The organism is Pseudomonas sp. NPDC089741 (assembly GCF_044748825.1).
Taxonomy (GTDB): domain Bacteria; phylum Pseudomonadota; class Gammaproteobacteria; order Pseudomonadales; family Pseudomonadaceae; genus Aquipseudomonas; species Aquipseudomonas helmanticensis.
Genome location: NZ_JBIVGT010000001.1, coordinates 274,538 through 291,023, shown reverse-complemented (window position 1 = coordinate 291,023; position 16,486 = coordinate 274,538). Strand labels below are relative to the sequence as shown.

Here is a 16,486-nt window from a genome sequence, read left to right as displayed (position 1 = left end):
CACTGAAATTCAGCGAAACCGTGTACGGCCTCGGTGCCGGGATCTTCTTCATCGGCTACGTGCTGTGCGGCGTACCGAGCAACCTGGCGTTGACCAAGTTCGGTCCACGGCGCTGGATTGCGGTGATGATGATCACCTGGGGCACGCTGTCGACCTGCCTGTTGTTCGTCACCACACCGACTGAGTTCTATACCCTGCGGCTGTTTACCGGTGCGGCCGAAGCCGGGTTCTTCCCGGGCGTCGTGCTGTATCTCTCGCAGTGGTTCCCGACCTTCCGTCGTGGCCGGATCATGGCGCTGTTCATGTCGGCGATCCCGGTATCCGGTCTGCTCGGCAGCCCGTTCTCTGGCTGGATCCTCAATCACTTCGCCGCAGGCCAGGGCGGTCTGGCCGGCTGGCAGTGGATGTTCCTGCTGCAGGGCATTCCGACGGTGATCCTCGGCGCCCTCGCCTATTTCCTCCTGAGCGACAGCTTCGCCAACGCCAAGTGGCTGACGCCGCACGAGCGCGCGGTGCTTGAGGCCGATCAGGCACAGGACCTGGCGAACAAACCGAAAACCACTTCCGACTCGCTGCTGGCGGTATTCAAGAACCCGGCAATCTGGGCGTTCGGCCTGATCTACTTCTGCATCCAGAGTGGCGTGTACGCGATCAACTTCTGGCTGCCGTCGATCATCAAGAACCTCGGCTTCAGCGACAACCTGGTGATTGGCTGGTTGAGCGCGATCCCTTATCTGCTGGCAGCGGTGTTCATGCTGCTGGTGGGTCGTTCGGCGGATTTGCGCAAGGAACGTCGCTGGCATCTGGTGGTACCGATGTTGATGGGCGCGATCGGTCTGGTGATCGCAGTGAATTTCGCCGCCAACCCGGCGATCGCGATTCTCGGCCTGACCATTGCGACCATGGGTGCGCTGACCGGTCTGCCAATGTTCTGGCCAGTGCCAACGGCGATGCTGAGTGCAGGCGCTGCGGCCGGTGGCCTGGCATTGATCAACTCGATGGGGCAGATGGCGGGTTTCCTTAGTCCGTACCTGGTTGGTTGGGTCAAGGACAGTACTGGCTCGACGGATGCGGCGTTGTATCTGCTGGCGGGTGTGATCGTTGGCGGGAGTCTGTTGGCGTTGCGGATGACGCGGACGTTGCGCGCTTAATAGCAAAGATCGCAGCCTTCGGCAGCTCCTACCTTGGAATGTGTTCCTTGTAGGAGCTGCCGCAGGCTGCGATCTTTTTGCGTTTAAACGCCACAATAATTCACTTTGCGCCCCGTTACGCATCTGGTATTTGTTGGGGTTTCCCACCGACAAAAGGATTTCGGCATGAGCTATCGCACACTGGGGCAATCGGGGTTGCAAGTGTCTACCCTCACCCTCGGCACAATGATGTTCGGCGAGCAGACCAGCACCGAAGAGTCGTTGCGCATCATCGACAAGGCCTGGGATCAGGGCATCAACTTCATCGACACCGCCGACGTCTACACCAACGGTCGTTCGGAAGAGATCGTCGGTGAAGCGATTGCCGGCAATCGGCATGAGTGGGTGCTGGCGACCAAGGTCGGTTTCGGCCCGGTGGACGGTGTGCCAAACCGCAGCGGCCTCAGCCGCAAGCATATCTTCAATGGTCTGGACGCCAGCCTGACCCGGTTGGGCACCGACTACCTCGACATCTATTACCTGCACCGCGAAGACCACAACACGCCACTGGACGTCACGATTTCAGCGATTGGCGATCTGATTCGTCAGGGCAAGATCCGTTATTGGGGTTTGTCGAACTATCGCGGCTGGCGGATTGCCGAGGTGATTCGTATCGCCGATAAACTCGGTGTCGATCGGCCGGTGATCAGCCAGCCGTTGTACAACATCGTCAACCGTCAGGCCGAGACCGAGCAGATTACCGCCGCGCAAACCTACGGCCTCGGCGTGGTGCCTTACAGCCCATTGGCCCGTGGCGTGCTCAGTGGCAAGTACGCGCCGGACGTGACACCGGACGCCAACAGCCGCGCCGGGCGTCAGGACAAGCGCATTCTGGAAACCGAATGGCGCGTGGAATCGCTGCGCATTGCCCAGCAGATTCAGCAGTACACCGAGCAACGTGGCGTCGGCATCGTCGAGTTCGCGATTGCCTGGGTGTTGAACAACAGCGCGGTGACCTCGGCAATTGTCGGGCCGCGTACCGAAGCGCAGTGGGATGCCTACACCAAGGCGCAGGCGGTGAAGATCACCGCTGAAGATGAAGCGTTCATCGATTCGCTGGTGACACCGGGGCATGCATCGACACCGGGCTTCAACGATGTCAGTCATTTTGTGTCCGGCCGCAAAACCCACTCAGCCTGACGCCCTCGTGTAGGAGCTGCCGCAGGCTGCGATCTTTTGATCTGTTTTTTTAAAATCAAAAGATCGCAGCCTGCGGCAGCTCCTACAATTATGCGTATCTACGTGTGGGAAATAATGAGCATCCGGCCAATATTCAGCACAAAAACCACGTATCCTTCGCGCCCCGTTTGATCACCCACCCGCGAGGACAGTTTGTCTAAAGGTATCGCTTTATCGGTTTCAGCCTCGGTGCTGTTTGCCGTCATGTATTACTACACCTCGCTGCTCACACCCTTGAGCGGCGTGGAAATTTTCGGCTGGCGGATGCTGCTGACGGTACCGTGCATGACCGTGTTCATGCTGGTGTCCGGCGAATGGCGACGCGTGCTGGAGCTGGTTCGGCTGATGGCGGCAAAGCCAAAACTGATCGCCGGCTTGATCGTCTCGGCCGGATTGCTCGGTGTGCAGTTGTGGCTGTTCATGTGGGCGCCGCTCAACGGCTACAGCCTCGATGTGTCGTTGGGCTATTTCCTGCTGCCGCTGGCGATGGTGCTGACCGGACGCATTGCCTACGGCGAGAGCCTGTCGTACCTGCAAAAAGTCGCGGTGTTCTTCGCCAGCCTCGGCGTGTTGAACGAGTTGTATCAGGTCGGTGGTTTTTCCTGGGCGACACTGGTGGTGGTCATCGGTTACCCGCTGTACTTCGTCCTGCGCAAATACCTGAAAACCGATCACCTCGGTGGGCTGTGGGTCGACATGACCCTGATGCTGCCGGTCGCCTACTGGTTTGTGCACGGCGGCGAGCAAGGCTTCGGCGTGTTCGATCAATACCCGGGACTGATGTGGCTGATTCCGCTGCTCGGGCTGATCAGTGCATCGGCGTTGGTGGTGTACATCATTGCCAGCCGCTTGCTGCCGTTCAGCCTGTTTGGGCTGTTGAGTTACGTTGAGCCGGTGTTGTTGCTCGGGGTCGCGTTGCTGCTCGGTGAGAGCATCAAGTCCGGCGAATGGCTGACTTATATTCCGATCTGGATGGCGGTTATTGTGCTGGTCTTCGAAGGCTTCAAACACCTGATGCGCCAGCGCCGGCCATAAACGCAAAAGATCGCAGCGTGGAATGCATTCCCCTGTAGGAGCTGCCGCAGGCTGCGATCTTTTGATCCTGAAAAAAATCCCGACACTGCATCACTGCAGGCCGGGATTTTTCATTTCAGCAACAGATTACTCGGTGGCAAGTACACCACGACGCACCTGATCGCGCTCGATCGACTCGAACAGCGCCTTGAAGTTGCCCTCGCCGAAACCATCATCGCCTTTGCGCTGGATGAATTCGAAGAACACCGGCCCCATCAGGGTTTCCGAGAAAATCTGCAGCAGCAGACGCTTGTCGCCCTGATCCGATGCGCCGTCGAGCAGAATGCCGCGCGATTGCAATTGATCAACTGGCTCGCCGTGGTTCGGCAGGCGGCCTTCGAGCATTTCGTAGTAGGTTTCCGGTGGCGCGGTCATGAAGCGCATGCCGATCTTCTTCAACTGATCCCAGGTCTTGATCAGGTCGTCGGTGAGGAACGCAACGTGCTGGATGCCCTCGCCGTTGAACTGCATCAGGAACTCTTCGATCTGCCCGGCACCCTTGGACGATTCTTCGTTCAGCGGGATACGGATCATGCCGTCCGGTGCGGTCATCGCTTTCGAGGTCAGGCCGGTGTATTCGCCCTTGATGTCGAAGTAGCGGATTTCACGGAAGTTGAACAGCTTCTCGTAGAAGTTTGCCCAGTAAGCCATACGACCGCGATAGACGTTGTGGGTCAGGTGGTCGATGATTTTCAGGCCGGCACCGACCGGGTTGCGATCGACGCCTTCGATGAATACGAAGTCGATGTCATAGATCGAACTGCCTTCACCGAAACGGTCGATCAGGTACAGCGGCGCGCCGCCAATGCCTTTGATCGCCGGCAGGTTCAGCTCCATCGGACCGGTTTCGATGTGGATTGGCTGCGCGCCGAGTTCCAGTGCGCGGTTGTAGGCCTTTTGCGAATCCTTGACGCGGAACGCCATGCCGCAAACGGACGGGCCGTGTTCGGCCGCGAAGTACGAAGCGACGCTGTTGGGTTCGTTGTTGAGAATCAGGTTGATCGCGCCCTGACGGTACAGGTGCACGTTCTTCGAGCGGTGGGTCGCAACTTTGGTGAAGCCCATGATCTCGAAGATCGGCTCCAGGGTGCCAGGCACCGGCGACGCGAGTTCGATGAATTCAAAGCCCATCAGGCCCATTGGGTTTTCGTATAGATCGGTCATGGTGACGCCTCATCATTCTTATCAAATTAACCAGGGTTATTTGTCAGTCTGCGAGGTCGGTGGGTGGCGCACAGGAGATGCCACGCACACTGCGGGCGAGGAAGTCACCGTAGATCAGTTGAAACCCGAATATCTTCATTGTCGACCCAAGGCTCTTGCGGGCGAGGCTTCTGCTGCCAGAAGACGATTATTATTGTATGCGTAACCCGATTCTACACAGCGTAAATGGGCTTGTCTGCCCTCTCTATAAAATCCGCTTTTTTGCCGACGGCGCAAGGGGTTTGTTGCACAGATAAATGCCCGTCAGGATCAATGCACCGCCCAAGCCCATGGTCAGCGTCAGCTGTTCACCGAGCAGCAGCGCGCCCAGCAGCACCGCCGTCAAAGGGTTCAAGGCGATAAATACCCCTGAGCGCGTCGCGCCGATTTTGCGAATGCCATCGTAATAACCGATGTATGCCAGCGCCGAACCGAACACGCCTAAATAGACAAGGCTCAGCCACTGTGGCGTGCCGAGGTTGAGCCACGCCGCCCAGCTCAGCTCGCCACGCACCGCCGCCAACGTCCACAGCATCAGCGTGCCGATCAGGATCGAATACGTCACGGTCTGCACCGGGCCGAGTGCCTGATTGAGGCCACGGGAAAACAATGAATAAACACCCCAGCCCAGCACGCAACCGAGGATCAGCACGTCACCGAGCCAGGCGTCGGGCGTTGCTGCCAACAGTTGTGGATTGCGGCTGACGATCACCACACCTGCACCGACGATGCACACCGCGATGCCAGCGACTTTCACGCGGCCGAGACGTTCTTTGAACAGCAACCACGACGCGAGGCCGATCACCGCAGGATTCAACGCAACAATCAATGAAGCGCGCGAGGCGTTGATGTATTGCAGGCCATAAAAGAAGCACAGGTTGTAGAAGAAAATCCCGAAGAACCCCAGCATTGCCAGTTGCAGCCATTGCCGTGGCGTCGGCCGCGCCAAGGGAATTCGCGCCAGCCACAGGAACCCGAGCAACGCTGCACTGGCAAGCAGGAATCGCAGACTGGCAGCGAACATCGGGCTCAGGCTGCCGGCGAGAAAACGCCCGGCGACGAAGGTTCCGCCCCACACCATGGTGACTGCCGCCAATGTCAGATAGACCGGCATCTCGGCGGCTGTCGTGTGGGTTTGCTCGAGATTATGCATAAGGCATGAGACCGGATGACTGGAGGATGGCTTATCATTCACCTCATTTCTGATCATCGTAAAATGAGCAATTACTCATGACCCTCACACAGCTGGAGATTTTCTCGCTGGTGGCCGAGCTGCGCGGATTCACCCTCGCCGCACATCGCTTGGGCATTTCCCAGTCGGCGGTATCCCACGCGCTGAAATCTCTGGAGCAGGAACTGGGCGTCGAACTGCTGCGTCGACATCAGTCATCCGTTGAACTCAGCGATATCGGCGAACAACTATTGCTGCGCGCCCGGGCCATGCTCGGTCTGGCCAATACGTTGCGTCAGGAGGCTGCCGATGCCCGTGGCATGAAGCGCGGCACATTGCGCATCGGCTCGTTCGGCCCGACTTCATCGATCAAACTGTTGCCAGGGATTTTGCAGCGCTATCGCGAGGCGCATCCGGGCATCGAAGTGCATATAGATGAAGGACCGGATCGACAGGTGATCCAGTGGCTGGAAGAGCGGCGGATCGACGTCGGTTTCGTGGTCCTTCCCGAAGAGCGCTTCGACACCTTTGCCTTGATTGAAGATCAGATGCTTGCCCTGCTGCCGATCAACCATTCCTTGGCGACACGCTCGGCGTTGAGCCTCAAGGATTTGTGCAACGACCCGTTCGTGCTCACCGAAGCGGGATCTTCCGAGCTGGTGTCGCGACTGTTCAGCGCAGCTCGGCTGCAACCGAACATTCGATTTCGCTGCTCGCAACTGCTCAGCACCCTCGACACGGTCAGTCGTGGCGATGCGATCACCGTCGTCGCCGAGGGCTCGCTGCCGCAGGTGCAAAATCCGCAGTATGTGGAAGTCGCGCTGTCGCCACAGGTCAAGCGTCAGGTCGGCCTCGCAGTCCTCGATCAGCGCCAGGCCTCACCCGCCACACTGGCCTTTATCGAGTTGGCCACGCAGATGAATCATTCATGAGCGGCGCAAGCGGCATCTGCCATCTATCCTCCCCTCTGGCTCAAGTGTTTTTCAGCGGCACGCCGTTATCCGGCCTGCATTGCGCAGCCCCACTTCATCGCGACAGGATGCGCCCATGCCGTTAACCGTCAGACCTCGCCGCAAACGCAGCACGCGCATCGCAGTAACCTTGCTCAGCGGGTTGCTGCCAGTGGTGCTCGGAGGTGTAATTCTCTATATGCAGGCCGAGCGCACTTTGCAGCAAAACACCGGGCAGACTGCCACCGAGGCGTTGCGCCAGTTCGAGTTGATGCTCGACAACACCGCGCAGGCGGCCAGGGAATTGCTGCCGCTGGCCGGGAAAACCTGCGAAGACGTCAAACTGGCGTTGCGCGAGCAAGTCACCCGCCGGCCGTTCGTGCGCTCGACCAATCTGGTCTGGGACAACAATCTCTATTGCAGTTCGCTGTTCGGCGACTACAAGGAAGCGGTCAATTCCGGCGATTACCACCAGGGTAAGTTGTGGCTCATGGACGGCAACCCGGTGACGCCCGATACCGCGCTGCTGGTGTACCGTTTGAGTGACGGTCGCGGCGGTGCGCTGACCACGCTTGACGGTTATCACTTGAGCAACATTCTGCGCTTGATTGGCCGACAAACTTTGTTGTTGCTGCAGGTCGGCGACAACTGGTTGTCCGCCGACGGCAAAGTGCATCAGGACGCCCTGCCCGCGCTGCCAGTTGCACAAAGCATGCTGCAGTCGTCGCGCTATGCTTTCAGTGTCGCCGCCGGTTACCCGCAAGGCGAAACATGGCGCTATATGGCGAAGGAATATCCGCCACTGTTCAGCCTGTTGATGTTCTTTGGCGTGGTCTCCGGTGCGATCGGTCACGTCCTGCAAAAACGCTCGACGTCTCCCAGCCATGAAATGCTCCGTGCGCTGGAAGCCGGCGAGTTCATCCCCTACTTCCAGCCAGTCGTGCACGGCGACAGCAAGAAATGGTCAGGGGCCGAGGTGCTGATGCGCTGGAACCATCCGAAAGAAGGCCTGGTGCGCCCGGACCTGTTCATTCCGTTTGCCGAGCACTCCGGATTGATCGTGCCGATGACCCGTTCGTTGATGCAGCAGACCGCTGCCGTACTGGGGCCGCTGTCATCAACCTTCGCCACGCCCTTTCACCTCGGCATCAACATCACGGCGAGTCATTGTCGCGATCTGGAGCTGGTTGAAGACTGCCGCAAGTTTCTCGCGGCATTCGTCCCTGGCAGCGTCAGCCTGATCCTCGAGCTGACCGAGCGCGAATTGATTGAACCCACCGACATCACGCATCAACTGTTCGAGCAGTTGCACACCCTGGGCGTGAAGATTGCCATCGACGACTTCGGTACCGGCCACTCAAGCCTCGGTTACTTGCGCAAGTTCAACGTCGATTTCCTCAAGATCGACCAGAGTTTCGTGGCCATGATCGGCATCGACGCGCTGTCGCGGCATATTCTCGACACGATTATCGAACTCTCGGCCAAGCTTGATCTGGGGATTGTTGCCGAAGGTGTCGAAACTCAAGCACAGGCCGATTATCTGACCGCGTATCACGTCAACTTTCTGCAAGGCTATCTTTTCGGCAAACCAATGCCGGCTGCGGACTTCATCAGCGCATTAAGTCACCATTAACTTGCCGGGGTTAAGCTTGAAACGCCGACCAAGCGCACCAAACTGATACAAAACACCGCTGTTGTTACATGAAGACAAGATCAGGATTTACTCTTGGCGCATTAACTACTACAATTTTTTCAACCTGAGCAAAAATTCGCAGGTGAGCCATTTATCACCGAGTCGCTTCAAGGCTCTTGGCTTATAGCTTTGTTTGCGGTTGGTATCAGCCAAACACACTATTGGAGTAAAGATATTGTCCAGACTCGCTGAATTTCGTGCAGCTGAAAAGGCCCTTCAGGAACAGCTCAAGCAGCTGGAGTCGCTGAAGAACGATGCCGGGCTGAAGAAAGAAATCGAATTCGAAGAAAAGCTCCAGGGGCTGATGAAAACCTACGGCAAAGGCCTGAAAGACATCATCTCCATTCTCGATCCGAATCCGGCAAAATCCGCTCTGCAAACCTCGGCAGCACCGAAAACCCGCCGCGCACGCGTGGTCAAGGTTTATCACAACCCGCACACCGGTGAACTGATCGAGACCAAGGGCGGCAACCACCGCGGCCTTAAAGCCTGGAAGGAACAATACGGTGCTGCGACCGTTGATTCCTGGTTGCGCGGTTAATCTCACGCCAACAAAAAAGCCCTGCTCGATGCAGGGCTTTTTTATTGACAATATCTAACAAATGAAATGAATTTCATCGAACAAGTTAGGAATAGTCTGTAACGTTCGTGAGCGGACTGCTAAACATTTCACTGCGGGATGTTGCCATTCGCGATCTACGTTTAACTTTGTGCTTAATCCGTTCGGGTATCTAGTCACGTCATGCATAGAACAGACGGCTAAAGTTTCAGACTGTTTCTTACCGCCACTATTTCGTCGGCACTCGCCTTATAAACCTCGGCCTGCCCCGCGTAGGAAAGAACATAAGCCTTGTCCGCCTCGACCGCAGCAACCAAGGTTTGCGACAACACGTGCCGACCGTTTTCCGTGATCGTGCAAGTCGTCTCCAGCGCGGACAAAGAACCCAGCGTTGCCGGATGAATTTTGTTACAGACACTCTGGTAGCCACCCTGGAAGAAATCCTTCTGAATGGACTTGCGCATCTCCAGCAACACCCCCTGCAAGTTGACCTGATGGCCGGTCTCGACCTGCGTCATGGTCAACTCCATCACCATCACCTGGTTGCCCTCGGTATCGTTTTTTACCGCTCGTTGCCGGGATACCTGCGGCGACGTTTGCGGCAACGCTTCAACCTCCCAGCCAGCAGGCCAGGTCACGCCCGGTGCGTCCGCCAGCGCGCAAGTTGCGGCAAGCGATAAAGCGGATAAAACAAACAGGGATTTGAACAGTCGGATCATTGCCGGGCGCACTCGCGGATTGAGCCGTAAAGTCTGAGCCTCGCCCACGCGCAGGGCAAGCCCGCCTTTCATTTGGCGATGCCGGCAGGCATGCGTATCATTGCGCCCATTCACTCGCCCATAGTTATTGGAGGGCCCATGAGCCTGCACGAACTGAACACTTTCCCCGGCGTCACCGCCACGCCAGACAGCGCAACCCAGCAATTTGTCTTCAACCACACCATGCTGCGTGTGAAGGACATCACCAAGTCCCTGGACTTCTACACCCGCGTGCTGGGTTTCTCGCTGGTCGAGAAACGTGATTTCGCCGAAGCCGAGTTCAGCCTGTACTTCCTCGCACTGGTCGACAAGGCGCAAATCCCGGCCGACGCTGCTGCGCGCACCCAGTGGATGAAGTCGATCCCGGGCATTCTCGAACTGACGCACAACCACGGCACCGAGAACGACGCGGAATTCGCCTATCACAACGGTAATACCGATCCGCGTGGCTTTGGCCACATCTGCATTTCGGTGCCGGACATCGTCGCTGCCTGCGCACGTTTTGAAGAGTTGGGCTGTGATTTCCAGAAGCGCCTGAGCGATGGCCGCATGAAGAGCCTGGCGTTTATCAAGGATCCGGACGGTTACTGGGTCGAGATCATCCAGCCAGCGCCGCTGTAAAAAGATCGCAGGCTTCGCCAGCTCCTACACAATCTCTGTAGGAGCTGCCGCAGGCTGCGATCTTTTACGTCAGGCATAAAAAACCCGTGATCGCTCACGGGTTTTTTCATTTCTGGCCTGACGTTTACGCCGGGGCCGACGTGCGGATCAGGTGATCGAAAGCACTCAGCGAAGCCTTGGCGCCCTCGCCCACTGCAATCACGATCTGCTTGTACGGCACCGTAGTGACGTCGCCAGCCGCGAAGATCCCCGGGATCGAGGTCTCGCCGCGGTTATCGACAATGATCTCGCCCCGTGGCGACAGCTCGATGGTGCCCTTGAGCCAGTCAGTGTTCGGCAACAAACCGATCTGCACGAAAATCCCTTCCAGCTCGACCGTGCGCAGCTCGTCAGTGTTGCGATCCTTGTAGCGCAGGCCGTTGACCTTCTGCCCATCCCCAGTCACTTCAGTGGTTTGCGCACTGGTGATCACAGTAACGTTCTTGAGGCTGTGCAGTTTACGTTGCAGCACAGCGTCAGCCCGCAGTTGCACATCGAACTCCAGCAGCGTTACGTGCGACACGATACCGGCCAGGTCGATGGCCGCTTCAACGCCGGAGTTACCGCCGCCGATCACCGCGACACGCTTGCCCTTGAACAGTGGACCATCGCAGTGCGGGCAGTACGCCACGCCTTTGTTGCGGTAATCCTGCTCACCCGGCACGTTCATTTCACGCCAGCGCGCACCGGTCGCCAGGATCACGCTTTTGGCTTTGAGGGTCGCGCCGCTGGCGAAGCGCACCTCATGCAGCGCGCCGTTCTTGCCCGGGATCAGCTTGTCGGCACGTTGCAGGTTCATGATGTCGACGTCGTACTGTTTGACGTGTTCTTCCAGCGCCGTGGCCAGTTTCGGCCCTTCGGTTTCCTGCACGGAAATGAAGTTTTCGATGGCCATGGTGTCGAGCACCTGACCGCCGAAACGCTCAGCGGCGACGCCGGTGCGAATGCCTTTACGTGCAGCGTAAATCGCTGCCGAAGCACCCGCCGGGCCACCGCCGACCACCAGCACGTCAAAAGCTTGTTTGGCGCTGATCTTTTCGGCCTGACGCTCGATGGCGCCGGTGTCGAGTTTGGCGAGAATTTCTTCCAGGCCCATGCGACCCTGACCGAAGTTTTCCCCGTTCAAGTAAATGCTCGGCACGGCCATGATCTTGCGATCGTTGACTTCGTCCTGGAACAGCGCGCCGTCGATGGCGACGTGGCGGATGTTCGGGTTGAGTACGGCCATCAGGTTCAGCGCCTGGACCACGTCCGGGCAGTTCTGGCAGGATAGCGAGAAGTAAGTCTCGAAGCTGAACTCGCCTTTGAGCGAGCGAATCTGCTCGATCACTTCAACGCTGGCTTTCGACGGGTGGCCGCCGACTTGCAGCAAGGCCAATACCAGCGAAGTGAATTCGTGGCCCATCGGGATGCCGGCGAAACGCAGACTGATGTCAGCGCCCGGGCGGTTGATCGAGAACGATGGCTTGCGGGCATCGTCACCGCTGTCGATCAGAGTAATCTGGCTCGAAAGACTGGCAACGTCTTTCAGCAGTTCCAGCATTTCACGGGATTTCGCACCGTCGTCGAGGGAGGCAACGATCTCGATCGGCTGGGTGACCCGTTCCAGGTACGATTTCAACTGGGCTTTAAGATTGGCGTCCAACATACGGGCGATTTCCTTTATTTGAGGCGAAAAAAAGCCCGAACGAATCTCGCCCGGGCATTTTTTTGGGCGGTGCAGCGTACTTAAGAAGGTGCGGCGTACCGCCCTGAGTTGCGTGTCACAGACTTAGATCTTGCCGACCAGGTCCAGGGACGGAGCCAGAGTGGCTTCGCCTTCTTTCCACTTGGCCGGGCAAACTTCGCCTGGGTGAGCAGCAACGTACTGAGCGGCTTTGATCTTGCGCAGCAGCTCGGAAGCGTCACGGCCAACGCCGCCATCGTTCAGTTCAACGATTTTGATCTGGCCTTCAGGGTTGATCACGAAGGTGCCACGGTCAGCCAGACCAACTTCTTCAATCAGCACGTCGAAGTTGCGGGAGATGGCGTGGGTCGGGTCGCCGATCATGGTGTATTCGATTTTGCCGATGGCTGGCGAAGTGTTGTGCCAGGCAGCGTGGGCAAAGTGGGTATCGGTGGAAACGCTGTAGATCTCTACGCCGAGTTTCTGGAAAGCAGCGTAGTTGTCAGCCAGGTCTTCCAGCTCGGTTGGGCAAACGAAGGTGAAGTCGGCTGGGTAGAAGAACACGACCGACCACTTGCCTTTCAGGTCAGCGTCCGAGACTTGAACGAAGTCGCCGTTTTTGAACGCGGTAGCTTTGAACGGTTTTACTTGGCTGTTGATGATAGGCATTGATGACTCTCCGTCAGGGTTGTGAATTCGATGGGTGAATCCTACCCACTCGTTCGACGGATGGCTCATTGGCAAACCTGATGCTGCTGATTTGTTTTCGCTATTAGCGGACTGTATTAATAGAAGAAAACGATATCTACGACGAAGCCGGGTTATCCGTAATCCGAGCCATCCCTTGGAATGGGCTGACTTCAACATAGCGCATCGCCGACTTCATATCCTTCCAGCCGACATAACTCATCAGCGATTTCAGATCCCAGCCACTCTGATGCGCCCAAGTGGCGAAGCCGCGTCGCAACGAGTGGCTGGTGTAGTTTTCGGCGGCAATTCCGGCGCGCTCCAGCGCCTGACGCAGTAACGGGATGATGCTGTTGGCGTGCAAGCCCTCCTCGTTCAGATTGCCCCAGCGATCAATGCTGCGAAATACCGGGCCACGCACCAGCGCCGCTTCGCTGATCCAGTCGATGTAGGCCTGCACCGGGCACAGCTTGAGCAGTGCCGGGGCTTGATAGGTCTGCCCGAGGTTCTCCCGGTCCCCTTTACTGCGCGGCAAATACAAGGTGATGCCTTTGCCGGCGTGCGCTTGCACGTGTTCGATCTGCATGCGGCACAACTCGTCGCTACGGAATCCACGCCAGAAACCTAGAAGAATCAGTGCGCGATCACGGTAAGCCTTGAGCAGTAACGGTCGATCCTGCTGCTCCCTCGCAGTTTGCGCCTCTTGCTCCAGCCAATCGATGACGCGCTGCAGATCCTGCAATTGCAATGGCTCGGCTTGCTTCTCCTGCGCCGGGTGCAGAGCACGAATGCCTTTGAACACCTTGCGCACTACCGGCGCCTTGGTCGGATCGGCAAAGCCCTGGCTATTGTGCCATTGCGCCAGCGCCGACAGACGCAGCTTCAGCGTGTTGACCGACAGCTCGCCGGCATGTGCCACCAGATACCGCGCGACGCTGTCGGCCGTGGCCGGCAGGAACCCGCCCCACTTCACTTCGAAATGCTCGATGGCCGCGCGATAGCTTCGGCGCGTGTTGTCACGGGTGGCGGCTTGCAGATAGCGATCCAGATCGCTCATGGGCTGTTTTCTCGTTGGCGTACTACTGCGGGGGCGCAGATGTGCATTTTGCCGTCTGACACTGGGTAATACCAGTATATCCCGCCTCTCGTCCTGCAATCATTTACCTTTATTTTCAGCATGGTACACTGCGTACTTTAGTGGCATGTACCACAGTACGTAATCGTAGGAGTTCACATGGCCCGTGGCGGCATTACCAAAGCACTGGTGCAGATCGCGCGCACGGCGATTCTTGCTCGCGGCGAACACCCAAGCATCGATGCAGTACGCATCGAAATGGGCAACACCGGCTCGAAGACCACGATCCATCGGTATCTGAAAGAGCTGGATGACGGCGCGCAACCGGTAGAAGCCTCGGCAGAACCGATCGATGACGAGCTGACCGCTCTGGTTTCACGCCTCGCGCAGCGCCTCAAAGAGCAGGCGCAAGAGCCCATCGAGCAAGCTCGCGAGCAGTTTGAGGAGCAGCGCGAGGCGCTGGAATCGGAGCTGAAGCAGATCCGCCAGGCGCTGGAAAAGCTTGAACAGGCGCACGACATTCAAGGCGCAGCGCTGGAGCGCGAGTCCGAAGCCCTGAATAGCACGCGCTCAATGCTGCAGACCGAGCAAACCCGTAATGCCGGTTTGAATCAGGCACTGGCCGACTTTGAGTTGCGCCTGCAGGACAAGGACGAGCAGATTCGCTCGCTGGAAGAAAAACACCTGCACGCCCGCGACGCGCTGGAACATTACCGCAACGCCAGCAAAGAACAGCGCGAGCAGGAACAGAGCCGTCACGAAGGCCAGGTGCAGCAAATTCAGGCCGAACTGCGTCAGGCACAGCAAAGTGCACTGGTTCGCCAGGACGAAATCACCCAACTGCACCGTGACAACGAACGCCTGCTCACGGAAAACCGTGGCACCCTGCGCGAACTGAATCTAATGCAGGATCAGCTCAAGCAGAGCAATCAGCGTCAGGATCAATTGCTTGAACAAGCGGCCCGTGTCGATAGCGAACGCACTCTTCTCCAGGAACGTTTACGTGTAGCAGGATTGGAAAGCCAGGCACTCAAACAGAGCGTCGATGAGCAAACGCTGCTGAATCAGTCATTGAAAAAGGAACTGAGCAACGCTCAGGCGAGCCTGGAAGAAAGCCAGCGTCTGGCAGCTACCGTAGCGGCAGCGCCAGACTCGGCCAAATCGAAAGACGCTTAAGCGCCGACCGGCGTACGCATGGTGACAAACTCTTCGGCGGCCGTCGGGTGCACCCCGATCGTGTCGTCGAAGTCACGCTTGGTCGCACCAGCCTTCAAGGCAATCGCCAGGCCCTGGACGATTTCACCGGCGTCTGGGCCAACCATGTGACAGCCGAGGACTTTGTCGGTTTTGCCGTCGACCACCAGCTTCATCAGGGTTTTCTCCTGGCACTCGGTCAAGGTCAACTTCATCGGGCGGAAGCGGCTCTCGAAAATCACCACATCGTGACCCGCTTCGCGCGCCTCTTCTTCGGTCAAACCCACCGTGCCGATGTTTGGCAGGCTGAACACTGCGGTCGGGATCATCTTGTAATCTACCGGACGATATTGCTCCGGCTTGAACAAGCGTCGCGCTACCGCCATACCCTCGGCCAACGCCACCGGCGTCAGTTGCACTCGACCGATGACGTCGCCCAACGCCAAAATTGATGGCTCGCTGGTCTGGTACTGCTCGTCGACCTTGATGAAGCCTTTGTCGGTGAGCTGCACATCGGTGCTTTCCAGCCCGAGATTGTCGAGCATCGGGCGCCGGCCAGTGGCGTAGAAAATGCAATCCGCTTCCAGTACGCGACCGTCCTTCAGAGTGGCTTTCAGGCTGCCGTCAGCCTGTTTGTCGATGCGCGCGATGTCGGCGTTGAATTGCAGATCGAGGCCACGCTTGGTCAGCTCTTCGTGCAAATGCTTGCGCACCGAACCGTCGAAACCACGCAGGAACAGATCACCGCGATACAGCAGCGTGGTGTTCGCGCCGAGGCCATGGAAAATTCCGGCGAATTCGACTGCGATGTAACCTCCGCCCACGACCAGCACGCGTTTAGGCAACTCTTTGAGGAAGAACGCTTCGTTCGAACCGATCGCGTGTTCGCGACCCGGAATCTGCGGAATCTGCGGCCAGCCACCGGTAGCGATCAGAATGTTTTTCGCGGTAAAGCGCTCACCGTTCACTTCAACTTCATGCGGGCCGACGATTTTCGCGTGAGCCTCATGCAGGGTGACGCCACTGTTGACCAGCAGATTGCGATAAATGCCGTTGAGGCGATTGATCTCGCGATCCTTGTTGGCGATCAGCGTCGCCCAATCGAAATTCGCTTCGCCCAGGTTCCAGCCGAAACCGGACGCCTGCTCGAAGTCTTCAGCGAAATGCGCGCCGTACACCAACAGTTTTTTCGGCACACAGCCGACGTTGACACAGGTCCCGCCCAGATAACGGCTCTCGGCCACCGCCACTTTCGCGCCGAAACCGGCCGCAAAACGCGCAGCCCGTACACCGCCGGAACCGGCACCAATCACATAAAGGTCAAAATCGTAGGCCATTTCTATCTCCTCGGCAGGGGATCAGCATACCCGGAGTCATCCTTTGGGCAAGCGCTGCTATCCATATAGGGGCGGAAAATGAAAAAGCCA

Annotated in this window: 15 protein-coding genes; 8 read left to right on the top strand and 7 right to left on the bottom strand. The window is 57.9% G+C overall.

Features of this window, described 5'->3' with window-relative positions; all coding sequences use genetic code 11:
• From ACIPZE_RS01350 to rarD, 3 genes are all read left to right on the top strand, one after another.
• Positions 1–1,151: MFS transporter (locus tag ACIPZE_RS01350; protein WP_400770691.1), on the top strand; the 1,151-nt coding region annotated here is incomplete at its 5' end.
• A 165-nt stretch (positions 1,152–1,316) separates the two neighbouring features.
• Positions 1,317–2,330 carry an aldo/keto reductase gene (locus ACIPZE_RS01345; RefSeq protein ID WP_283436396.1) on the top strand — a complete coding sequence of 338 codons (1,014 nt, stop codon included), beginning with the start codon at positions 1,317–1,319 and terminating at the stop codon, positions 2,328–2,330.
• Positions 2,331–2,522: 192 nt separating this feature from the next.
• Positions 2,523–3,404: an EamA family transporter RarD gene (rarD, locus tag ACIPZE_RS01340; protein WP_400770689.1), complete on the top strand. Its 882-nt coding sequence runs from the start codon at positions 2,523–2,525 to the stop codon at positions 3,402–3,404.
• A gap of 126 nt (positions 3,405–3,530) precedes the next feature.
• Here rarD and hppD read toward each other — a convergent pair whose 3' ends face one another.
• Together hppD and ACIPZE_RS01330 are read right to left on the bottom strand one after the other, a co-directional pair.
• Entirely contained in the window at positions 3,531–4,607 is a 1,077-nt protein-coding gene (gene hppD, locus ACIPZE_RS01335; RefSeq protein WP_129394006.1) for a 4-hydroxyphenylpyruvate dioxygenase, read from the bottom strand.
• Between the two features lie 244 nt (positions 4,608–4,851).
• Entirely contained in the window at positions 4,852–5,799 is a 948-nt protein-coding gene (locus ACIPZE_RS01330) for a DMT family transporter (protein WP_400770687.1), read from the bottom strand.
• A 77-nt stretch (positions 5,800–5,876) separates the two neighbouring features.
• Between ACIPZE_RS01330 and ACIPZE_RS01325 the strand changes: the two genes are divergently transcribed.
• The 3 genes from ACIPZE_RS01325 (at position 5,877) to ACIPZE_RS01315 (ending at position 9,001) form a co-directional block, all read left to right on the top strand.
• Entirely contained in the window at positions 5,877–6,749 is an 873-nt protein-coding gene (locus tag ACIPZE_RS01325; protein ID WP_400770685.1) for a LysR family transcriptional regulator, read from the top strand.
• A 115-nt stretch (positions 6,750–6,864) separates the two neighbouring features.
• On the top strand, positions 6,865–8,400 hold the full coding sequence (locus ACIPZE_RS01320) for an EAL domain-containing protein (RefSeq protein ID WP_400770683.1): 1,536 nt from the start codon (positions 6,865–6,867) through the stop codon (positions 8,398–8,400).
• Positions 8,401–8,635: 235 nt separating this feature from the next.
• A complete protein-coding gene (locus ACIPZE_RS01315; protein ID WP_105706642.1) occupies positions 8,636–9,001 on the top strand; it encodes a histone-like nucleoid-structuring protein, MvaT/MvaU family in 366 nt (121 codons plus the stop codon).
• A gap of 218 nt (positions 9,002–9,219) precedes the next feature.
• Here ACIPZE_RS01315 and ACIPZE_RS01310 read toward each other — a convergent pair whose 3' ends face one another.
• The gene (locus tag ACIPZE_RS01310; protein WP_129396135.1) at positions 9,220–9,738 is read right to left on the bottom strand and encodes a DUF4946 domain-containing protein; all 519 of its coding nucleotides are present in this window, start codon (positions 9,736–9,738) and stop codon (positions 9,220–9,222) included.
• A 138-nt stretch (positions 9,739–9,876) separates the two neighbouring features.
• Between ACIPZE_RS01310 and gloA the strand changes: the two genes are divergently transcribed.
• Positions 9,877–10,398, top strand: coding sequence for a lactoylglutathione lyase (gene gloA / locus ACIPZE_RS01305; protein ID WP_129394014.1), 522 nt, complete (start codon positions 9,877–9,879; stop codon positions 10,396–10,398).
• A gap of 124 nt (positions 10,399–10,522) precedes the next feature.
• Here gloA and ahpF read toward each other — a convergent pair whose 3' ends face one another.
• The 3 genes from ahpF to ACIPZE_RS01290 all read right to left on the bottom strand — a co-directional run bounded on the left by ahpF (position 10,523) and on the right by ACIPZE_RS01290 (position 13,847).
• Positions 10,523–12,085, bottom strand: coding sequence for an alkyl hydroperoxide reductase subunit F (gene ahpF, locus ACIPZE_RS01300; protein WP_283436391.1), 1,563 nt, complete (start codon positions 12,083–12,085; stop codon positions 10,523–10,525).
• Between the two features lie 123 nt (positions 12,086–12,208).
• On the bottom strand, positions 12,209–12,772 hold the full coding sequence (ahpC, locus tag ACIPZE_RS01295) for an alkyl hydroperoxide reductase subunit C (RefSeq protein WP_007912224.1): 564 nt from the start codon (positions 12,770–12,772) through the stop codon (positions 12,209–12,211).
• Positions 12,773–12,908: 136 nt separating this feature from the next.
• A complete protein-coding gene (locus ACIPZE_RS01290) occupies positions 12,909–13,847 on the bottom strand; it encodes a site-specific integrase (protein ID WP_400770679.1) in 939 nt (312 codons plus the stop codon).
• Between the two features lie 177 nt (positions 13,848–14,024).
• Here ACIPZE_RS01290 and ACIPZE_RS01285 point away from each other — a divergent pair, with 177 nt between their 5' ends.
• Positions 14,025–15,041 carry a DNA-binding protein gene (locus ACIPZE_RS01285; protein ID WP_283436389.1) on the top strand — a complete coding sequence of 339 codons (1,017 nt, stop codon included), beginning with the start codon at positions 14,025–14,027 and terminating at the stop codon, positions 15,039–15,041.
• Here the strand turns inward: ACIPZE_RS01285 and gorA are convergent.
• Positions 15,038–16,396, bottom strand: a complete 1,359-nt coding sequence (gorA, locus tag ACIPZE_RS01280) for a glutathione-disulfide reductase (RefSeq protein WP_400770677.1) — start codon at positions 16,394–16,396, stop codon at positions 15,038–15,040. The two genes, ACIPZE_RS01285 and gorA, sit on opposite strands and share 4 nt — an antisense overlap.
• Positions 16,397–16,486: the final 90 nt, after the last annotated feature.

Excerpts from the sequence above, each read along its gene's own strand:
- ACIPZE_RS01345 (WP_283436396.1), top strand. The coding sequence starts at position 1,317 with ATGAGCTATCGCACACTGGGGCAATCGGGGTTGCAAGTGTCTACCCTC.
- hppD (WP_129394006.1), bottom strand. The coding sequence starts at position 4,607 with ATGACCGATCTATACGAAAACCCAATGGGCCTGATGGGCTTTGAATTC.
- ACIPZE_RS01330 (WP_400770687.1), bottom strand. The coding sequence starts at position 5,799 with ATGCATAATCTCGAGCAAACCCACACGACAGCCGCCGAGATGCCGGTC.
- ACIPZE_RS01325 (WP_400770685.1), top strand. The coding sequence starts at position 5,877 with ATGACCCTCACACAGCTGGAGATTTTCTCGCTGGTGGCCGAGCTGCGC.
- ACIPZE_RS01320 (WP_400770683.1), top strand. The coding sequence starts at position 6,865 with ATGCCGTTAACCGTCAGACCTCGCCGCAAACGCAGCACGCGCATCGCA.
- ACIPZE_RS01310 (WP_129396135.1), bottom strand. The coding sequence starts at position 9,738 with ATGATCCGACTGTTCAAATCCCTGTTTGTTTTATCCGCTTTATCGCTT.
- gloA (WP_129394014.1), top strand. The coding sequence starts at position 9,877 with ATGAGCCTGCACGAACTGAACACTTTCCCCGGCGTCACCGCCACGCCA.
- ahpF (WP_283436391.1), bottom strand. The coding sequence starts at position 12,085 with ATGTTGGACGCCAATCTTAAAGCCCAGTTGAAATCGTACCTGGAACGG.
- ahpC (WP_007912224.1), bottom strand. The coding sequence starts at position 12,772 with ATGCCTATCATCAACAGCCAAGTAAAACCGTTCAAAGCTACCGCGTTC.
- ACIPZE_RS01290 (WP_400770679.1), bottom strand. The coding sequence starts at position 13,847 with ATGAGCGATCTGGATCGCTATCTGCAAGCCGCCACCCGTGACAACACG.
- ACIPZE_RS01285 (WP_283436389.1), top strand. The coding sequence starts at position 14,025 with ATGGCCCGTGGCGGCATTACCAAAGCACTGGTGCAGATCGCGCGCACG.
- gorA (WP_400770677.1), bottom strand. The coding sequence starts at position 16,396 with ATGGCCTACGATTTTGACCTTTATGTGATTGGTGCCGGTTCCGGCGGT.